At 60.2% G+C, this 16843-nt stretch carries 14 protein-coding genes; 9 read left to right on the forward strand and 5 right to left on the reverse strand.

What is annotated here, in order from left to right:
• Nucleotides 1–125 precede the first annotated feature (125 nt).
• Complete coding sequence (locus ACP7E0_RS16070) at nucleotides 126–1226, forward strand: HPP family protein (protein ID WP_426126037.1); 1101 nt, start codon at nucleotides 126–128, stop codon at nucleotides 1224–1226.
• Between the two features lie 59 nt (nucleotides 1227–1285).
• On the opposite strand, the gene ACP7E0_RS16075 is transcribed toward ACP7E0_RS16070, so the two are convergent.
• The 4 genes from ACP7E0_RS16075 to ACP7E0_RS16090 all read right to left on the reverse strand — a co-directional run bounded on the left by ACP7E0_RS16075 (nucleotide 1286) and on the right by ACP7E0_RS16090 (nucleotide 6584).
• Complete coding sequence (locus tag ACP7E0_RS16075) at nucleotides 1286–2083, reverse strand: inositol monophosphatase family protein (RefSeq protein ID WP_426126038.1); 798 nt, start codon at nucleotides 2081–2083, stop codon at nucleotides 1286–1288.
• 29 nt (nucleotides 2084–2112) lie between these two features.
• A complete protein-coding gene (locus ACP7E0_RS16080; protein WP_426126039.1) occupies nucleotides 2113–3174 on the reverse strand; it encodes an ABC transporter ATP-binding protein in 1062 nt (353 codons plus the stop codon).
• Nucleotides 3171–5402 carry an ABC transporter permease gene (locus ACP7E0_RS16085; protein ID WP_426126040.1) on the reverse strand — a complete coding sequence of 744 codons (2232 nt, stop codon included), beginning with the start codon at nucleotides 5400–5402 and terminating at the stop codon, nucleotides 3171–3173. Before ACP7E0_RS16085 ends, ACP7E0_RS16080 begins: the two co-directional genes overlap by 4 nt.
• 150 nt (nucleotides 5403–5552) lie before the next feature.
• Nucleotides 5553–6584 (reverse strand): ABC transporter substrate-binding protein, encoded by a 1032-nt coding sequence (locus ACP7E0_RS16090; RefSeq protein ID WP_426126041.1) that lies wholly within the window; start codon nucleotides 6582–6584, stop codon nucleotides 5553–5555.
• Between the two features lie 184 nt (nucleotides 6585–6768).
• Between ACP7E0_RS16090 and ACP7E0_RS16095 the strand changes: the two genes are divergently transcribed.
• Nucleotides 6769–7770, forward strand: coding sequence for a substrate-binding domain-containing protein (locus tag ACP7E0_RS16095; RefSeq protein WP_426126042.1), 1002 nt, complete (start codon nucleotides 6769–6771; stop codon nucleotides 7768–7770).
• Between the two features lie 95 nt (nucleotides 7771–7865).
• On the forward strand, nucleotides 7866–8282 hold the full coding sequence (locus tag ACP7E0_RS16100) for an NUDIX hydrolase (protein ID WP_426126043.1): 417 nt from the start codon (nucleotides 7866–7868) through the stop codon (nucleotides 8280–8282).
• 103 nt (nucleotides 8283–8385) lie between these two features.
• Here ACP7E0_RS16100 and ACP7E0_RS16105 read toward each other — a convergent pair whose 3' ends face one another.
• The gene (locus ACP7E0_RS16105) at nucleotides 8386–8565 is read right to left on the reverse strand and encodes a hypothetical protein (RefSeq protein WP_426126044.1); all 180 of its coding nucleotides are present in this window, start codon (nucleotides 8563–8565) and stop codon (nucleotides 8386–8388) included.
• Between the two features lie 309 nt (nucleotides 8566–8874).
• On the opposite strand from ACP7E0_RS16105, the gene ACP7E0_RS16110 reads away from it, so the two are divergent.
• The 6 genes from ACP7E0_RS16110 (at nucleotide 8875) to ACP7E0_RS16135 (ending at nucleotide 16833) form a co-directional block, all read left to right on the forward strand.
• Nucleotides 8875–9021, forward strand: coding sequence for a DUF1127 domain-containing protein (locus ACP7E0_RS16110; protein WP_113243755.1), 147 nt, complete (start codon nucleotides 8875–8877; stop codon nucleotides 9019–9021).
• 201 nt (nucleotides 9022–9222) lie between these two features.
• Nucleotides 9223–12147 (forward strand): aminotransferase, encoded by a 2925-nt coding sequence (locus ACP7E0_RS16115; protein ID WP_426126045.1) that lies wholly within the window; start codon nucleotides 9223–9225, stop codon nucleotides 12145–12147.
• 81 nt (nucleotides 12148–12228) lie between these two features.
• On the forward strand, nucleotides 12229–13899 hold the full coding sequence (locus ACP7E0_RS16120) for an amidohydrolase (RefSeq protein ID WP_426126046.1): 1671 nt from the start codon (nucleotides 12229–12231) through the stop codon (nucleotides 13897–13899).
• A 118-nt stretch (nucleotides 13900–14017) separates the two neighbouring features.
• Nucleotides 14018–15118: an ABC transporter ATP-binding protein gene (locus tag ACP7E0_RS16125; protein WP_426126047.1), complete on the forward strand. Its 1101-nt coding sequence runs from the start codon at nucleotides 14018–14020 to the stop codon at nucleotides 15116–15118.
• Between the two features lies 1 nt (nucleotide 15119).
• Entirely contained in the window at nucleotides 15120–16040 is a 921-nt protein-coding gene (locus tag ACP7E0_RS16130) for an ABC transporter permease (RefSeq protein WP_426126048.1), read from the forward strand.
• Nucleotides 16033–16833, forward strand: a complete 801-nt coding sequence (locus ACP7E0_RS16135; RefSeq protein ID WP_426126049.1) for an ABC transporter permease — start codon at nucleotides 16033–16035, stop codon at nucleotides 16831–16833. The genes ACP7E0_RS16130 and ACP7E0_RS16135 overlap by 8 nt, the downstream gene beginning before the upstream one ends.
• Nucleotides 16834–16843 lie beyond the last annotated feature (10 nt).

Here is a 16843-nt window from a genome sequence, read left to right on the forward strand (position 1 = left end):
TCGAGCGGCAAAGGGCGACCACAGTTTGGCCGTTGCGCTTTTTGCCTGTTTTTCCTATAGCCGGGACACGGGATGACGCGCGCGCCGGTATCCCGATCCCGTCTTTCGGCGTGTCCGGTTTCCCGATGTCCCATTCCCATAAACCAAAACCGGACAACCGTTTTCGAATGTTCGTACCCATTCTGGCCGGCGCTACTCTGCGCGAGCGGCTGATTGCCTGTGTCGGTGCGCTGATCGGTATCGGCTTGACGGGTCTGATCAGCAGTTATCTGCTCGGGCAGGGGCCGCATCTGCCGTTGATCGTGGCACCGATGGGTGCATCCGCCGTGCTGTTGTTTGCGGTTCCGGCCAGCCCATTGGCGCAGCCATGGTCGATCATCGGCGGCAATACGATTTCGGCGCTGGTGGGTATCATCACCGCCTCTCTGATCCACGATCCGATTATTGCCTCCGGCGTGGGCGTATCACTTGCCATCGCTGCAATGTCGCTGGCGCGCTGCCTGCATCCGCCGGGGGGAGCTGCGGCCCTGACTGCCGTGCTCGGCGGGCCGGTCGTTGCCAGTTGGGGGTTGTTGTTTCCGTTTGTGCCGGTCGGCCTGAATTCCTGCATTCTGGTTGCGCTCGGTTTGCTGTTTCACAAGCTTGCCCGGCGCAACTATCCGCATGTCGCCGCCATACCGGCGGTCAACACACACCAGACCGCAGACCCACCCGCATCGCTGCGTGTCGGCTTCCGCGAAGAGGATCTGGACGCAGCGCTGGCCGCGTTCGACGAAACCTTTGACATAAACCGGGGTGATCTCAGCCGTTTGTTGCAGCAGGTCGAGCTTCAGGCAACCATCCGCGCGCATGGTGATATCCGCTGCGCCGACATCATGTCCCGCGACGTCATCTCGATTGACGCCGGTGCCGGCCCTGCCGATGCACGCGCGCTGCTTTTGAAGCACAATATCCGGACGCTGTCGGTCATGGATGAGTATGGCCGTCTGGCCGGGACGATCGGTTTGCGGGAGCTTTCCAAGGAGGCCGATCGTGTCGGCGACATCCTGTCGAAGGCCGCCACCGCCTCGGACACCGATCCGGCATTTTCACTGTTGCCGGTTCTTACCGACGGCCACGCACATGCCGTCATCGTCATCGACAGCGAGCATCGGATACTCGGCTTGATATCTCAGGCCGATCTTTTGAGCGCGGCAGCACGCGCTTTGCCAGCGGCTGAACGGTAAGGCACGGCTTGGCCTTGATGGGGGCAGCGCCCGTTGGCGCACGCCCCCTGAGCGTTTTTTCAGAGGCCAGCGATCTTCATCAGGTCTTCCCGTGCGCCGGGGGCCGTCGCCAGTACCGGCGAACCCTTGGTCAACTGCTCTCCTTCGACAGGGAAGGGATGATGCCAGCCGCCTGCTTCCTTGACGAGGCAATAGCCGGCAAGGCAATCCCAGGCGTGCATGTAGGGCTCATAATAACCCACCAGACGGCCGGCGGCGACATATGCGAGCATCAGCGCGCCGGAGCCATTGCGGATAAAATTGCCGCCCGCTGCCAAAAGATCCTCGACCATTTTTCCGACAAACGCAGGCGCAACATGGTTGTTGGCGCCAATGCCGGTGACGGCATTGCGGATAGTGCGGGAAGGGTCGAGGGTCAGCACCCGGCCGTTGAGCGTCGCGCCCTTGCCGCTCGCGCTGGCGTAGAGTTCGTCGTGGCACGGCGCGCAGATGACGCCGATTACCGGTTCGTTGTTGTGCAGCACGGCGATCGAGACGCACCAGTTCGGCATGCCGTTGACGAAAGGGCTGGTGCCGTCGATCGGATCGACCACCCAAGTGTAGCCGGAATTGCCGGGGGCAAGACCATATTCCTCGCCCAGGAACCCGTCACCCGGGTTAACCTCGGCGACGCGGGCACGAATGAGGTTCTCGACCTCGCGATCGGCAATGGAAACGACGTCCTGCAGGTCGCGTTTGGTTTCGATCACCAGCGTCTCGCGCCTGTTGTAATAGTCGAGCGCAACGCTGCCTGCTTCCTTGGCGATAGCCTTTGCCAGGGCGAAACGCGCGTCGAGCGCGGAGATCTGCGATGTCATGAAATAGTCCTTCTATAATATTGAATGGCTCAGCCGTTGATGATGGCGATACCGCGTCCCTTGAAGCCGATAGCGACTTCGGTCGCCGGTGCCAAGGCTCGCTCGACGGCCGGATCGACGACGAAAAGCCTACCTGTGCTTGTCTCTACCTCGTATTCGACATGGTCGCCAAGATAGGCGGAATGGGTGATCTGGCCGGGAAACGCGGCGCCTGACGCCGGTTCGAGCGTGATCGAATTCGGGCGCACAGCCAGTTTTGCGGGTCCGGGCCGCGCGTTGCGGCTCGGAACCCGATGTTCGAGCGCACCGATACGGATGGTGGCGTCGGCACCATCGACACTGATGACGTCACAGGCAACCACGTTTGCCTCGCCCATGAAGTCGGCGATGAAGGCCGAGGCTGGCGCTTCGTAGAGATCGCGGGGCGAGCCTTCCTGCGCGACCACACCGTCCTTCATGATGACGATCCGGTCGGAGACGGCGAGCGCTTCGTCCTGATCATGGGTCACGTAGACGGCGGTGAAGCCGAGGCGCTGCTGCAGGTCGCGGATTTCGGTGCGCACCTGACGGCGCAGGCGGGCGTCGAGATTGGACAGCGGCTCATCGAGCAACAGCACCTGCGGTTCGAGCACGAGGGCGCGGGCAACGGCAACGCGCTGCTGCTGGCCGCCGGAAAGCTCGGCGGGAAGCCGTCCGCCCATGCCGGCGAGGCCGACGAGTTTCAGACCTTCTTCCGCCCGTTCGCGGGCTTCCTTCTTCTTCAGGCCGGACGATTCCAGGCCATAGGCGACATTGTCGAGCGAGCTCATATGCGGAAACAGCGCGTAGGACTGGAACACCATCGAAACGTCGCGCTCGTTGGCGGGCAGCATGGTCACGTCCTTGCCGCCGATCATGATCTTGCCGGAGGTCGGATGTTCGAGGCCGGCCAGCATGCGCAGCGTCGTGGTTTTGCCGCAACCCGACGGGCCGAGCAGAGTGACGAGTTGGCCGGGCTCGATGGTCAGCGACAGGTCGTGAATGGCGGTGAAGGCGCCAAACTGTTTCTGGATGTTTTGAAAGACGACCGAGCCGGCGCGAGGGGTGATCATACGGTTTTCTCCTGACCGAGGGAAAGGGAAGGGGTTGTGGTGACGCCGGCGACGCGATTTTCGCGCCGCAGCCGCCGTTCTCCGACGAGAAGCTGGAAGCCGGCGATGACGACGATCATCACCACGATCAGCATCGAGGAATAGGCGATCGCAACGCCATACTCGCCGTTTTCGACGAGGCCGACGATATAGGACGTCGCCATGTTGTATTCGGCGCTGACGAGGAAGATGACGGCGCTGATCGAGGTGATGGCCCGCACGAAAGAGTAGACCAATGCCGCGGTGATTGCCGGGCGCAACAGCGGCAGGATGACCTTGCGGATCGTCCTAAAGCTGTTGGCGCGCAGGGTCAGAGATGCCTCGTCGAGGCTCTTGTCGAGCTGGCTCATCGCCGCCACGCCGCCGCGCACGCCGACTGGCATGTTGCGGAAGACGAAGCAGGCAATCAGGATCAGTGCCGTGCCGGTCATTTCCAGCGGCGGCAGGTTGAAGGCCATGATGTAGCTGATACCGATGACCGTTCCTGGAATGGCAAAGCTCATCATCAGGGCGAATTCGAAGACGTTGCGACCGGCGAATTTCTGGCGGACGATAAGATAGGCCGTCAGCAACCCGACGGCAGCCGTCAGCGGTGCCGAAATTAACGCGATCTCGATCGTCGTCCAGAAGGAATTCCAGGCCACACCGGTCCAGGCCAGTGCCCCATCTCGGACTTCGACGGAGAATGAGCGGGCGTAGTGATCGAGCGTCAGCGAATTGTCCAGTCCCCAGGTCTTCACGAAGCCGCCGACCAGGATCATGCCATAGATGACGATCGTGAAGATCATCCACGGGATGACCATGGCATGCACGGCGATCGAAATTGAGCGGGGCAGCGCGATATGCGAGCCGCTGTCACCCTTGCCGGTCACGGTGGCGAAATTCTTGCCGGCCAGCCAATAGCGCTGGGCAAGGAACGCCGTCAGCGTAAAGCAGAGCAGGATGATGGCAAGCACCGCGGCGCGCGAGGGATCGTTCTGCGAGCCGACCACGGCAAAGAAGATTTCGGTCGAGAGCACGCCATGGCTACCGCCGAGCACCAGCGGATTGCCGAAATCGGCCATGCTTTCGATAAAGCCGATCAGGAAGGCATTGGCGATGCCCGGTTTCATCAAGGGCAGCGATACGCGCCAGAAGGTGCGCCAGCGGTCAGCCCGCAGCGTCTGGGACGCTTCTTCCATGGATGGGCTGACGCCTTCGACGACGCCGATGAGCACGAGGAAGGAAATGGGCGTGAACGACAGGACCTGGGCGATCCAGATGCCGGTCAGGCCATAGAGCCAGCGGCCGGGTTCGATGCCGAACAGGCTGGACAGGCTTTCGGTAATGACGCCGGCGCGGCCGAACAGCAGGGTCAGGGCAAGACCGATGACGAAGGGTGGGGTGATGATCGGCAGCACGGTCAAAAGCCGCAGGCCCTTCTTGAAGGGGAAGCGCGTGCGGGTGGCGACCAGCGCAAAGGCAAGCCCCATGATGGTCGAGCCGCCAGCCGTCATCAATGCCAGCCAGAGCGTGCGCCAGGCAACGCCGCATCGTTCACCGCCGACAACGCAGCCGAGGCTCCAGATCGAATTGTCCTGGATGTTGCGGGTAAAACTGTCGGGATTGAACGAGCCGTCGAAATCCTGGAACGCGCCGACCAGCATGCTGCCGACCGGGTAGAACACGAAGATCGCAACAAGGAAAACCAGGATGGCGATCGAGGCGACGACGAAGGCATCGCCCTTCATGACACCACGTTCAGCAAGGCCGAAGGAGAAGATGAGAACGAAGGCAAATGCTGAAAGCACCGCGCCGGCGCCCATCGACGGCTGGCCATCTGCCAGCGCGCCGAATAGCGTTTCGCTGACCGTCCAGGACCAGCCGGAAAAGCCGATCGCCAGTCCCTGAAGCGTCAGAAACAGCACGCCGACGGCGCCTGCCGTGGCAAGCAATGTTCCACGCCGCATCGGATCGCGAATGAACCGTGCTGCCACTGCGGCTGCCATGATGAGGCCGGCAACGGCCAGCCACCAGCGGCCGTAGCTGAGGATCTGCAGGATGCCCGGTGCGACGGAGGCCTCTGTCGGAAAGCCGGAAAACCAGCCAAATCCGAGGAACCCACCTTCGATCCGGTACCACGGAACAAGAAGGAAGGCAGCAATGCCTAATCCGAGGACAATATCCAGCCTACGGTTGCGATGGTCCATGACGATCCCCGCGCCTTTTCATGATGCAAATATGGAATTAGGAGTTGCCGGAGACCGCGCCGCAATCTGTGGAGGGTTTGCGCGATCCCCGGCCGGGAGAAACTTTGCGTCAGACCGTGGCGACGATATCCACGGCCTGACTGGTTTCTCTCAGTTGGCGTTGGCGCTGATTTCGCGGTCCCAGCGCTCAAGCAGTTCCTTGCGCTTGGCCGGATCGCCATAGGTCTTGAAGTCGTAGTCGATCAGCTTGATGTCCTCGAAGCGCGGTGCCTCCTTAGGGATTTCCGCCGTCTTGTTGGACGGCAACTGGAAGGATTTCGCATCCTTCATGCGCGACTGCACGTCCGGCTTCAGCGCCCAGTCGTACCAGGTCTTGGCGTTGTCGAGGTTCTTTGCGCCCTTGATGATCGACATCGAGCCGATCTCGTATCCGGTACCTTCGCATGGCGCGACCGACTTGACCGGGAAACCTTCGGCCGTCTGGGCAACGGCGTCATGCATGAAGACGATGCCGATCGCCGTTTCGCCGCGTGCAGCCGCCTTGACCGGGGCAGAGCCGGACTTGGTGTATTGCGAAATATTGGCGTTGAGCTTCTTTAGATAGTCATAGGCCTGGTCTTCACCCATGATCTGGACCAATGAGGCGAGCGCCGTATAGGCGGTGCCGGACGAGTTCGGGTTGGCGATCTGGATTTCGCCCTTGAACGCCGGGTCGAGAAGGTCCGCCCAGCACTTCGGTTCCTTGAAGCCCTTGGTCTTGAAAATCTCGATATTGTAGCCCCAGCCGAGAGCGCCGGCGTAAACGCCGACCGTCTTGTAGCCGGAGCTTTCCGCCTGCTTCTTTGCCCAATCCTGCAACTGGTCGAGCATCGGTGACTTGTATTCAAGCGTCAGGTTTTCAGATGCCGCCTGCAGATGCGGATCGCCGGTTCCTGCCCACCAGATGTCGGTCTTCGGGTTGCGCGCCTCGGCGCGTATCTTGGCATAGGTCTCGCCCGATGACAGGCGCACCATGTTGACCTTGATGTCGCCGTGCGCCTTCTCGAAGTCGCCCTTCATCTGCTCGCAGATGACCACATCGGCCGAGCAGATCAGGTTGAGATCGCCGGCAGCGTGGGCCGAAAAGGCCGAAAGTGACGTTCCCGCGGCGAACGCAGCGGCGGCAATATATCGTGAACCCATGGATTTTCCTCCTGTTGAAGCGGCGCCTCCACGCCATCAGCTTTTGCAAGCGTGTGCAAATGCTGCATGAGATGAAAACGTCTGTCAAACGGAATCTTCACAAAACTGTCACATTTCGGCTAATCTAATACTTGCACGCAATTGCAAAATTGTGCAGATTATCCATCTAGGGTGGAGTGCAGCGGTGTCGCAAAAACTATTCGTCAGTGCTCAGGAAGTGGCGGAAAAAGCGGGCGTTTCGCGCTCTGCGGTTTCCCGTACATTCACGTCAGGTGCCAGCGTATCGCCGAAAACGCGCCAGAAGGTGCTCGACGCCGCCGAGGCGCTCGGCTACCACGTCAATCATCTGGCCCGTGGCCTCATGCGCAACGAAAGTGGCATCGTCTGCCTGATCGTCTCAGAAATCGGAACGCCCTATCGCTCCGCGCTGCTGCGTGCGCTGACGCAACAGTTGCAGAATTCCGGCAAGGTCGCGATGCTGATCAACACCGACCGGTCGGATGGCAGTGTCGATCTCGCGCTCCGGCAGGCGATCCGCTACCGGGCCGATGCCTCGGTCATCCTGTCCGGCCTGCCGGACAAGTCGATCACCGATCTCTGTCTGAGGAACGGTCAGCGGCTGGTGCTGATCAACAGGGATGACGACCGGGAAGGGCCACTCAAGATCAACCTGGATGACGCGGAGGCGGCGGCGCGTATTGCCACGGCGTTCGTGCGGGCCGGCTGCCGTAAGCTTGCCTTTGCCAATTCCCAGGCCGGCACCCCGAGCCTGATGGCACGCGAGCGCGGCTTCGTTGCTGCCGCCAAGGGGCTGGGTCTGGATGTGATCGTCGAACGGTTCGGCCATACCGGGTATGAAAGCGGCCGCGTCGTTGCCCAACAACTTTTGACCCGCAAGGAGCGCCCCGACGCGGTGTTCTGCGCCACCGATCTGCTTGCCTGCGGCTTCATGGATGCCGCCCGGCATCAGTTTTCGATGTCTGTTCCAGATCAGATTTGTGTGGCCGGTTTCGACGATATCGAACAGGCGTGCTGGTCATCCTACGGGCTGACCACATTTGCGCAGCCTGTGGACACGATTGCACGCGAGGCCGTGTCGTGGCTGGTATCAGAGGCCGAATTCGAGAACCATACGGTGCGCCTGCATGCCGATCTGGTTTGGCGAACGTCGATTAGGGGCGGTTGAGCCTCATGGGCGGCGCTGTGAAAAAATCGTCGAAAAAACCATCGACTTTTCTATCCGAACTGGCGCCTTTTACCGGCATGTTGTTGAAGGAGCGAATGTGCGTGCAGTTCGCAGCCCTTTGTTATCGCATCCGCGCCGATGGTGGCCTCTTCGAGGTGCTGTTGGTGACGAGCCGCGATAGCGGCCGCTGGATCATTCCCAAGGGCTGGCCGATGGCCGGCAAAAAGCCGCATGAGGTCGCTGCGATAGAGGCTTTTGAGGAGGCCGGCGTGCGCGGAAAGGCGAAGAAAAGGCCGTTCGGATATTTCACCTATCTGAAGGTGTTCGACAATGGACATCGTGCGCCTTGCTGCGTTCAGGTCCATCTGCTTGATGTTAAAGAGAGTTGCGACGTCTTTCGGGAGAAAGGACAACGGCTCAGCGAATGGGTGTCATGCGTCGAGGCGGCCCGGCGTGTTCGCGAGCCGGAGCTGAAAGAGCTTTTTCTGTCGGTGCAACGGGCTCTGTTGTAGAGCCCTCGGCGGATGAGTGCAGTCTGAATCATCAACAAGGGATTTACTCTCACGATCACGTTATGAGCGCGATCAGCCCCAAGAAAAACGCCCTGCTGCGTGCCTACCCAAAGCGTTCCATGGCAAAATCTGCGGGCGCGACGGTATATCCAGGCGTAGCCGGACCGTTCAGACGGCTCGTTTTCGATAGCACCATGCTATTGTTGTTGACCATTGTAACAGTCAGCAAGAGCGCGGTGCCGAGAACAAAGCCAAATGCGAGATAAGAAAACTTTGCAAGCATATTAGTAACTCCTATCTACCTCTCCCCGGAAACGCGAGGGGGATGGTAAAGTTCCACGAAGTGGAAAGGATCGTGGCGTTGCACGATGCGATGGCGCCGGGTAACGAACGGCGCCGCGATCCAAGGGTAAATCCACCGTCTGACAGCGGGGATTGCTGCCTTGGAAGTTGACCATGCAGCTGATGCATGGGTGGCCTGAAGTATTGGCGCTGTTACTCCATAATCGGGAGGCCTATAAACAGCTCATCACAACGACAACGGCGCCGCCGAATGGCTGCCGGGCCGGAAAGCCCTAGAAAGGGGATCATCATGAACGTAGCACGCTCTTTCAACAATTGGCGCAAGTACCGTCAGACGGTCACCGAACTTGGCCGTATGACCTCTCGCGAACTGCGCGACCTCGGCATTGACCGCGCTGACATCCAGAGCATCGCCCGCGCCTCGGTCGCTCGCTAATCGCTTAAATTACCGCCTCCAGCGAAGTTTCCTGAAACGCCCGTTGTCTTGCAGCGGGCGTTTCTGCGTTTGGCGCCATGGACGAAGGATGGTGCGCCAGCGCCTCCTTGAAACTTCCGGGACAGCGCGCTCCAATTTGTCATTCGCGTTCATACATGGTTGTGCCAATCTACCCGAAATCTGATTCCGGGGGGCGAGAGATTGGAACATGCTTTTTTACAGCGGGCGGCGTTGTCGCGGCCTGATGTGAATGCCGACGATGCCATGGGCCTTTTTGTCGCTCACTATGGTCTATCAGGCCCGATCACCGAACTCGGCAGCCAGCAGGACCGCAATTATCGCATCGACGCGGCAAGCGGCCGTTTCGTCCTGAAGATTTGCCGCGCCAACTATGCGACTGTCGAGCTCGAAGCGCAAAACGCCGCATTGCGCCATATTGCCGGCAAGGCCGCTTTGCCCCGCGTGCCGAAAGTGGTCACCGCCGGCAATGGCGCCGACATCCTGTTCGTCATGGTGCGCGGCGAGAATTACCAGATCCGCCTGCTCGATTATATCGAGGGCCAGCCGCTGACGCGGCGCAGACATCTGCCGGCGGTGACAGTCGCGGCACTCGGCACTCTGGGCGGCCGGCTGGCGCTGGCACTTGCTGATTTTACGCATCCCGGACTGTCTCGGGACCTGCAGTGGGATCTGCGAAACGCCGAACCGGTCGTCAGCCATCTCCTGTCGGCGGTGAAGAATACGGATCGCAAGCAGCGCATCAGCCAGGCGATGGATGCAGCCATGCGCCAGCTCGACGGACTGAAGCCGCAACTCCGGCAACAGGCGATCCATCATGACATCACCGACGACAATGTCGTCAGCTTGCCGAATGACAGCGGCCAGCTCATGCCTGATGGCGTGATCGATTTCGGCGATGTCATCCATGGCTGGCTGGTCGCCGATCTCGCCGTCACCTGCGCCTCGCTGCTGCATCATGGCGATGGCGATCCCTTCATTATAGTGCCTGCGATCAAGGCGTTCCACACTGTTTTCCCGCTCAACGAGGCGGAACTGCGCGCGCTCTGGCCGCTAATCGTGGCGCGTGCCGCCGTGCTTGTGGCAAGCAGCGAGCAGCAACTCGCGCTCGATCCTGACAACAGCTATGTCAGCGGTAATATCGATCTCGAACGGTTGATTTTTGACGTCGCGATTTCGGTGCCGTCTGCCGTGATGGAAATCGCCATCCTTCAGTCCGTCGGCCAACCGGGCGATCAGGGTGCTACCATCACCGGGGAGCAGCTGCTACCGGAAGTCGACCTGTCCGGGATCACGGTGATCGCCCTGGACACGCAAAGTGACCTGTTCGATGGCATTGCATGGCCGCAGCCCGGCCTCGACGACCGGCTGCTTTTGGCGGCATCGGGCGAAAACAATGCCGTCTCGACGCGGTACGGCGAATACCGGCTGACCCGGACAGTATTGCTTTCACCACAGCCTGCGGAAACATGCGCTCTTCATGTCGATCTGCTTCTACCAGTGGGCAGCACCGTGTCCGCGCCTTTTGGCGGCATTCTGAAAATCACTGATGGCGGCTTGATACTGCTGGGGCGGGATGCCGCGCTGCATCTGTCCGGCCTCGATGCCTTGCCGGGTCCGGATGACTTCATCCATCCCGGTCAACCGCTTGGTGTCGTTGCCGCCAAAACCGGTGACAACGGCGTGCTGCGCGTGCAGCTCTGCCGCGACAAGGACATGGTGCCGCCACTCTTTGTCTTGCCCAATCACGCTGCCGCATGGAAAGTTCTTTGTCCATCACCGGCAAAGCTCCTTGGCTTCGACTGCGATGCACCAGTGCCGCTAAGTGCAATGCTTCTCGCTCGCCGCCAGAACCATTTCGCCAAGCCGCAAAAGAACTATTACGAAACGCCGCCGCAGATCGAGCGCGGCTTGCGCGAGCATATGGTCAATGTTGAAGGGCGCGCCTATCTCGACATGGTCAACAACGTTACCATCCTTGGCCACGGTCATCCGCGCCTTGCCGATGCCGTTCACCGGCAGTGGCAGCGGCTGAACACCAACTCCCGGTTCCACTATGCCTCCGTCGCTGATTTTTCCGAACGGCTGGCAGCTCTTGCGCCGGAAGGCCTGGATACGGTTTTCCTGGTCAATAGCGGCTCGGAAGCCAATGACCTGGCTCTCCGGCTGGCCTGGGCAGCCACCGGTGCACGCAACATGCTATGCCTGCTGGAAGGCTATCATGGCTGGTCGATAGCCAGCGACGCGGTCTCCACCTCGATTGCCGATAATCCGCAGGCGTTGACCACACGGCCGGACTGGGTGCATCCGGTGATGTCGCCCAACACCTATCGCGGCCCGTTTCGCGGGGCCGGCTCGACCGCCGCCTATGTTGACGCCGTCATGCCGACGCTTGAAAAACTGGACTGCGACGGCAAGGGACTGGCCGGCTTCATCTGCGAATGCGTCTATGGCAATGCCGGCGGCATTCCGCTGCCGCCGGGTTACCTCAAGGACATCTACGCTCTGGTACGAGCGCGCGGCGGCGTCTGCATTGCCGATGAGGTGCAGGTTGGATATGGCCGTCTCGGACATCACTTCTGGGGGTTCGACGAGCAGGGCGTGGTCCCCGATATCATCACCATCGCCAAGGGCATGGGCAACGGCCACCCGCTCGGCGCCGTCATCACCACAAAGCCGATTGCCGATGCGCTGGAGAAGGAAGGCTATTTCTTCTCATCCGCCGGCGGCAGTCCGGTCAGTTCCGTGGTCGGCATGGCGGTGCTCGATATCATGCGCGACGAGAAGCTGCAGGAGAACGCCCGTGTCGTCGGCGATCACCTGAAGCGGCGCCTTGAAGCTCTGGCCCAGCGTTTTCCTCTTGTGGGCGCCGTGCATGGTATGGGCCTTTATCTTGGGCTGGAATTCGTCCGTGACCGCGAGACGCTGATGCCGGCAACAGGCGAAACGGCGGCGATCTGTGACCGGCTTCTCCAGCTCGGCGTCATCATGCAGCCGACCGGCGATTATCTGAACGTCCTGAAGATCAAGCCGCCGCTTTGCCTGTCGCGGGAAAGTGCTGATTTCTTTGCCGATATGCTTGAGCGGGTCCTTTCGCAAGGATGGTAGGAAAAGGGCCAGTCCCTGTTGAATTGCGCCCGCGGATTGGCTTAGCTTACGCCATATTCATGGCAAGCAGCGAGTAGCATCATGACGCAGACGGCCGATATCATCATCCTCAACGCGCGTATTCTGACATTGGATGACGACAATCCCGGCGCCGAAGCGGTTGCGCTTGCAGACGGCCGGATCGTGGCGGTCGGCACCGAAGCCGAAGTCGATCCGTTTCGCGGCAAGGACACAAAAGTGATCGATGCGGCTGGAGGCACTGTGCTTCCGGGGTTCTCGGAAAACCACATGCATCTGTTTTCCGGGGCTGCCGAACTCGATCATCTGCAGTTATCTGGGGTGAAGGGGATTGCGGCCCTGACGGAAGCCGTCAGGGCTTATGCGGCGACGCGTGCGACAGAAAAGGTCCTGTTCGCACAAGGCGCCGACTACACGCTGCTGGGCGACAGCGAACGGCTAACCCGCCATCACCTCGATACAATCCTGTCCCATCAGCCTCTTGTCCTGTTCGCGCCGGATCATCATACCGCCTGGGCAAATACGGCAGCGCTTGAACTGGTTGACATGCTTCACGGTGCCGAACTTGGCCCGGGCAACGAGGTGATGATGGGCGGCGATGACCTGGCAACCGGGGAATTGCGCGAGATGGAGGCTTTCAGTCCACTGCAGGCCGCCGGTGGTTTCGACCGATACCGGCTGGGCCTGTCCACAGGCGGAGAACCGGATCCCTATCCGAACGAAGCGGAATGGGCGCAGGATATCGCCGTGATGCGGCGCGGACTGGATTATTGCGCGCGGCATGGCATTACCACAGTCCAGAATATGGATGGCAACCTCTATCAGCTGGAATTGCTTGCGGCGATCGAGAAGGAGGATGGTGGCCTGCCGTGCCGTGTCATCATTCCCTTCCACTTCAAGAACTTCATGTCACTCGACATGCTTGAAAAGGCTTCCGATCTGGCCCGCCGTTTTGACAGCGACTGGCTGTCTTCCGGTATCGTCAAGGTTTTCTACGACGGCGTGCTGGACAGCTGGACGGCCGTGATGGTCGAGCCCTATGCCGACAAACCCGGTGATTGCGGCGAGGGCCTGTTTACCCCCGAGACCTTCCGCGCCGTTGCGGTGGAAGCCGACCGGCGCGGGCTGCAGATCGCAGTTCACGCGATTGGCGACGGTGCGGTGCGCGCGGTGCTGGATGGGTACGAGGCAGCCAGACGGGAAAACGGCGCGCGCGACAGCCGCCACCGGATCGAGCATATCGAGGTCGTGCATCCCGATGATATCAACCGCTTCGCCAGCCTTGGTGTCATCGCCTCGATGCAGCCGCCGCATCCGCCGGGCTGCGCAGGCCTGCCTCTGGAACCAACGGTATCGCGCATCGGCCGCAATCGCTGGCCCGTTAGCTATGCCTGGAGAACGCTGAAGGATGCAGGTTCGCATGTCTGCTTTGCTTCCGATTGGCCGGTTTCGCCGATCGATCCGCTGATCGGCATCGAGGCCGCCATCATCCGCCAGCGCTGGTCACCGAGCGATCCGGACCAGTCCTTTTCGCTGATGGAGGCGCTCAAGGCCTATTGCGTCGAGGGTGCCTATGCGGAGTTCAAGGAGGACCGCAAGGGCAGGATCAAGACGGGTTACCTTGCAGATATCGTTGTCCTCAGCGGCGATGTCGAAACGGTTGCGACCGACACGCTCCATACAATCAGGCCGGTCATAACCATCTGCGGCGGCCGCATAAGTTTTTCCTCCTGATAAAGATTTCTTCCTCATCAAACAGAATCGTGTTGTCAACGCGAGGCCGCTGTGGTCACCTAGCGCAAAGCCGAAAAGGCGGGAACAGCAGCTTCATGCAACGGGTAGTGTGCCGTAAATGGCGGAATTGAACGCGGTCGAAATCCGCCATGTTTCTAAGATATTCGGCTTTGGCGAGTTTGCGTTCGCCGCCGTCGACAACACATCGGTATCGATCCAGCAGAACGAGTTCTTTACGCTTCTGGGGCCATCCGGATGCGGCAAGACCACCTTGTTGCGGCTAATCGCCGGGTTCGAATATCCAACCTCTGGCGAGATCATTTTGAGCGGCGAGAATATCGCCGCCATGCCGCCCTTCAAGCGGCCGATCAATACCGTTTTCCAGAGCTACGCGCTGTTTCCACATATGACGGTGGCGGAAAATATCGGCTTTGGTCTCACCATGCTCGGCAAGCCGAAGCAGGAGATCAAGGACCGCGTCGATGCCATGCTGAAGCTTGTGCGCATGGAAGCGCTTGCCGGTCGCCGTACGAGCCAGATTTCCGGTGGCCAGCAGCAGCGTGTTGCGCTCGCCCGTGCCCTTGCCCCCCAGCCGAAGGTTCTGCTGCTCGATGAGCCGCTGTCGGCGCTCGACTACAAGCTGCGCAAGGACATGCAGATCGAGTTGAAGCGACTGCAGGCGGAAACCGGCATCACCTTTATCTTCGTCACCCATGACCAGGAAGAAGCGCTGACCATGTCGGACCGCATCGCCGTGATGTCGTCGGGCAAGATCCTGCAGGTCGGCAACCCAAGAGAGATCTATGACGCTCCGGCGGATCGTTTCGTCGCCGATTTCATCGGCGAGACCAATTTCCTGAAAGGCCGGATCAGTTCGGTGACAGACGGCATCGCTGATGTCGATACGCCGGTCGCCGGCCGCATCTCGGCAACGGTACCACAGGATTTCCATGCCGAAGGCGAGGTGACGGTGGTTCTGAGGCCGGAACATGCAACGCTCTGCGCGCCGGACCAGTCGATCGTCAGCCAGATGACCGGCATGCTCGAAAACGTCGTCTATTTCGGCACGGATACGCACTATCACGTCCGCCTTTCCGACGGCGAGACGCTGTTTACCCTGCGAGAGCAGAACAAACCGCTGCAGAGCGCACCGTTCAACCAGGGCGACACGGTTGGCATCGCGCTCGAAGCCAATGCCGCCCGGGTGTTGAGGAACTGAGATGACGGACATGCCGGGGACGATCGGAGCGGAAAAGAGCAGGGATATCCGGGAACGGTGGCTGCTCTCGCTTCCCGCCCTCCTGATCATCCTTCTCGCATCGACCGGCCCGCTGCTGATCGTTCTCGTCTATTCCTTCCTGATACCCGGCCCCTATGGCGACGTGCAATGGCTGCCTTCGCTTGAGGGCTGGATCGGCGTCGTAATGGAGAAGGATATTTTCGACGGCACCGTCTCGCTTGCCGATGCGCATGTGTCGATCTTTATGCGCTCTGTCATGCTGTCGTTGGCAACGACGGTTCTGACGTTGCTGGTCGGTTTTCCGACGGCCTATTTCATTGCCACCCGGCCGGAAAAAACCCGGGAACTCTGGCTGTTCCTGATTACCATTCCCTTCTGGACCAATCTTCTCATCCGCACGTTCGCGATCCTCGAAATCATCCGCAACGAAGGCCTGATCAATGGTTTGATGTTGAAGTTCGGTCTGATTTCGAAGCCCGTCCAGATGCTCTTCACTGACGGCGCGATCCTGACGGGCATGGTCTATGTCTATCTGCCGCTGATGGTGCTGCCGCTCTATGCCAGCATGGAAAAGCTGGATTTCCGGCTGGTGGAGGCGGCCTATGATCTCTATGCCACGCCCTTCAGGGTGCTGCGAAAAATCATCTTTCCGCTGGTCAAGCCCGGCGTCATTGCCGGCTCGATCCTCGTCTTCATTCCAGCGCTCGGCGCCTATGTAACGCCAAGCATTCTCGGTGGCGGCAAGAACATGATGCTCGGCAATCTGATCGAGCTGCAATTCGGACAGGGCCGGAACTGGCCGCTCGGCTCGGCGCTGTCGATCACGCTGATGCTGATCGTCATGGCGGCGCTGCTCGTCTATGTCCGCAATGCGGGATCTCAAGGGAGCCGGCATGGCTAGGACATTCTCCATCCGGCGTCAGCGCGGTTTTACCGCCATTGCGATGGCCTGTTTCTTCGCGCTTTATCTGCCAATCGCGGTGCTGGTCTTCTATTCGTTCAATGCGGGCGAATCCCTTGCGTCCTTCAACGGGATTTCGCTGCGCTGGTTCACCAAAGCCTTTCAAAACCAGCAGGTGATCGACGCTTCCATCCGCTCGCTGCAGATCGCCTCGTTTGCCGCTGTCGTTGCCACCATTGCAGCCACCATGGCGGCGCTGGCGACCACCCGGACGGAGCCCTATCGCGGCCTGACGCTGAAATATGCCTTTATCAACCAGCCCTTGATGATCCCCGAAATCGTCACGGCCGTCGCTCTTCTGATCTTCTTTGCCCGCATCAAGATCTGGACCGGTTATTCCGGCCTTGGCTACCTCATCGCTGCCCATACGGCGTTCTGCATCCCGTTTGCCTATCTGCCGATCCGGGCGCGGCTGGAGAATATGGATCTGACGCTGGAGAAGGCGGCTGCCGATCTCTATGCGACGCCATGGAATGCCTTCCGTTACGTCACCTTGCCGCTGCTTTGGCCGGGCATTCTTGCCGGTTTCATGCTGGCCTTCGTGATTTCGCTCGACGATGTTGTCATCACCGAGTTCGTCAAGTCGGCCGGCCAGGATACCTTGCCGACCTATATGCTCGGCCAGATCCGCCGCTCCATCACGCCAGAAATGAACGCGATCTCGACGCTGTTCCTGCTCTTGTCGGTCTGTGTCGTCACCGTCTTCTTCATCGTCAACAGAAAACGTGTCTAACAAAAGAAAA

The sequence above is a fragment of the Pararhizobium sp. PWRC1-1 genome (assembly GCF_049897905.1).
GTDB lineage: Bacteria > Pseudomonadota > Alphaproteobacteria > Rhizobiales > Rhizobiaceae > Pararhizobium.

Excerpts from the sequence above, each read along its gene's own strand:
- ACP7E0_RS16070 (WP_426126037.1), top strand. The coding sequence starts at position 126 with ATGTCCCATTCCCATAAACCAAAACCGGACAACCGTTTTCGAATGTTC.
- ACP7E0_RS16075 (WP_426126038.1), bottom strand. The coding sequence starts at position 2,083 with ATGACATCGCAGATCTCCGCGCTCGACGCGCGTTTCGCCCTGGCAAAG.
- ACP7E0_RS16080 (WP_426126039.1), bottom strand. The coding sequence starts at position 3,174 with ATGATCACCCCTCGCGCCGGCTCGGTCGTCTTTCAAAACATCCAGAAA.
- ACP7E0_RS16085 (WP_426126040.1), bottom strand. The coding sequence starts at position 5,402 with ATGGACCATCGCAACCGTAGGCTGGATATTGTCCTCGGATTAGGCATT.
- ACP7E0_RS16090 (WP_426126041.1), bottom strand. The coding sequence starts at position 6,584 with ATGGGTTCACGATATATTGCCGCCGCTGCGTTCGCCGCGGGAACGTCA.
- ACP7E0_RS16100 (WP_426126043.1), top strand. The coding sequence starts at position 7,866 with ATGTGCGTGCAGTTCGCAGCCCTTTGTTATCGCATCCGCGCCGATGGT.
- ACP7E0_RS16105 (WP_426126044.1), bottom strand. The coding sequence starts at position 8,565 with ATGCTTGCAAAGTTTTCTTATCTCGCATTTGGCTTTGTTCTCGGCACC.
- ACP7E0_RS16110 (WP_113243755.1), top strand. The coding sequence starts at position 8,875 with ATGAACGTAGCACGCTCTTTCAACAATTGGCGCAAGTACCGTCAGACG.
- ACP7E0_RS16120 (WP_426126046.1), top strand. The coding sequence starts at position 12,229 with ATGACGCAGACGGCCGATATCATCATCCTCAACGCGCGTATTCTGACA.
- ACP7E0_RS16125 (WP_426126047.1), top strand. The coding sequence starts at position 14,018 with ATGGCGGAATTGAACGCGGTCGAAATCCGCCATGTTTCTAAGATATTC.
- ACP7E0_RS16130 (WP_426126048.1), top strand. The coding sequence starts at position 15,120 with ATGACGGACATGCCGGGGACGATCGGAGCGGAAAAGAGCAGGGATATC.
- ACP7E0_RS16135 (WP_426126049.1), top strand. The coding sequence starts at position 16,033 with ATGGCTAGGACATTCTCCATCCGGCGTCAGCGCGGTTTTACCGCCATT.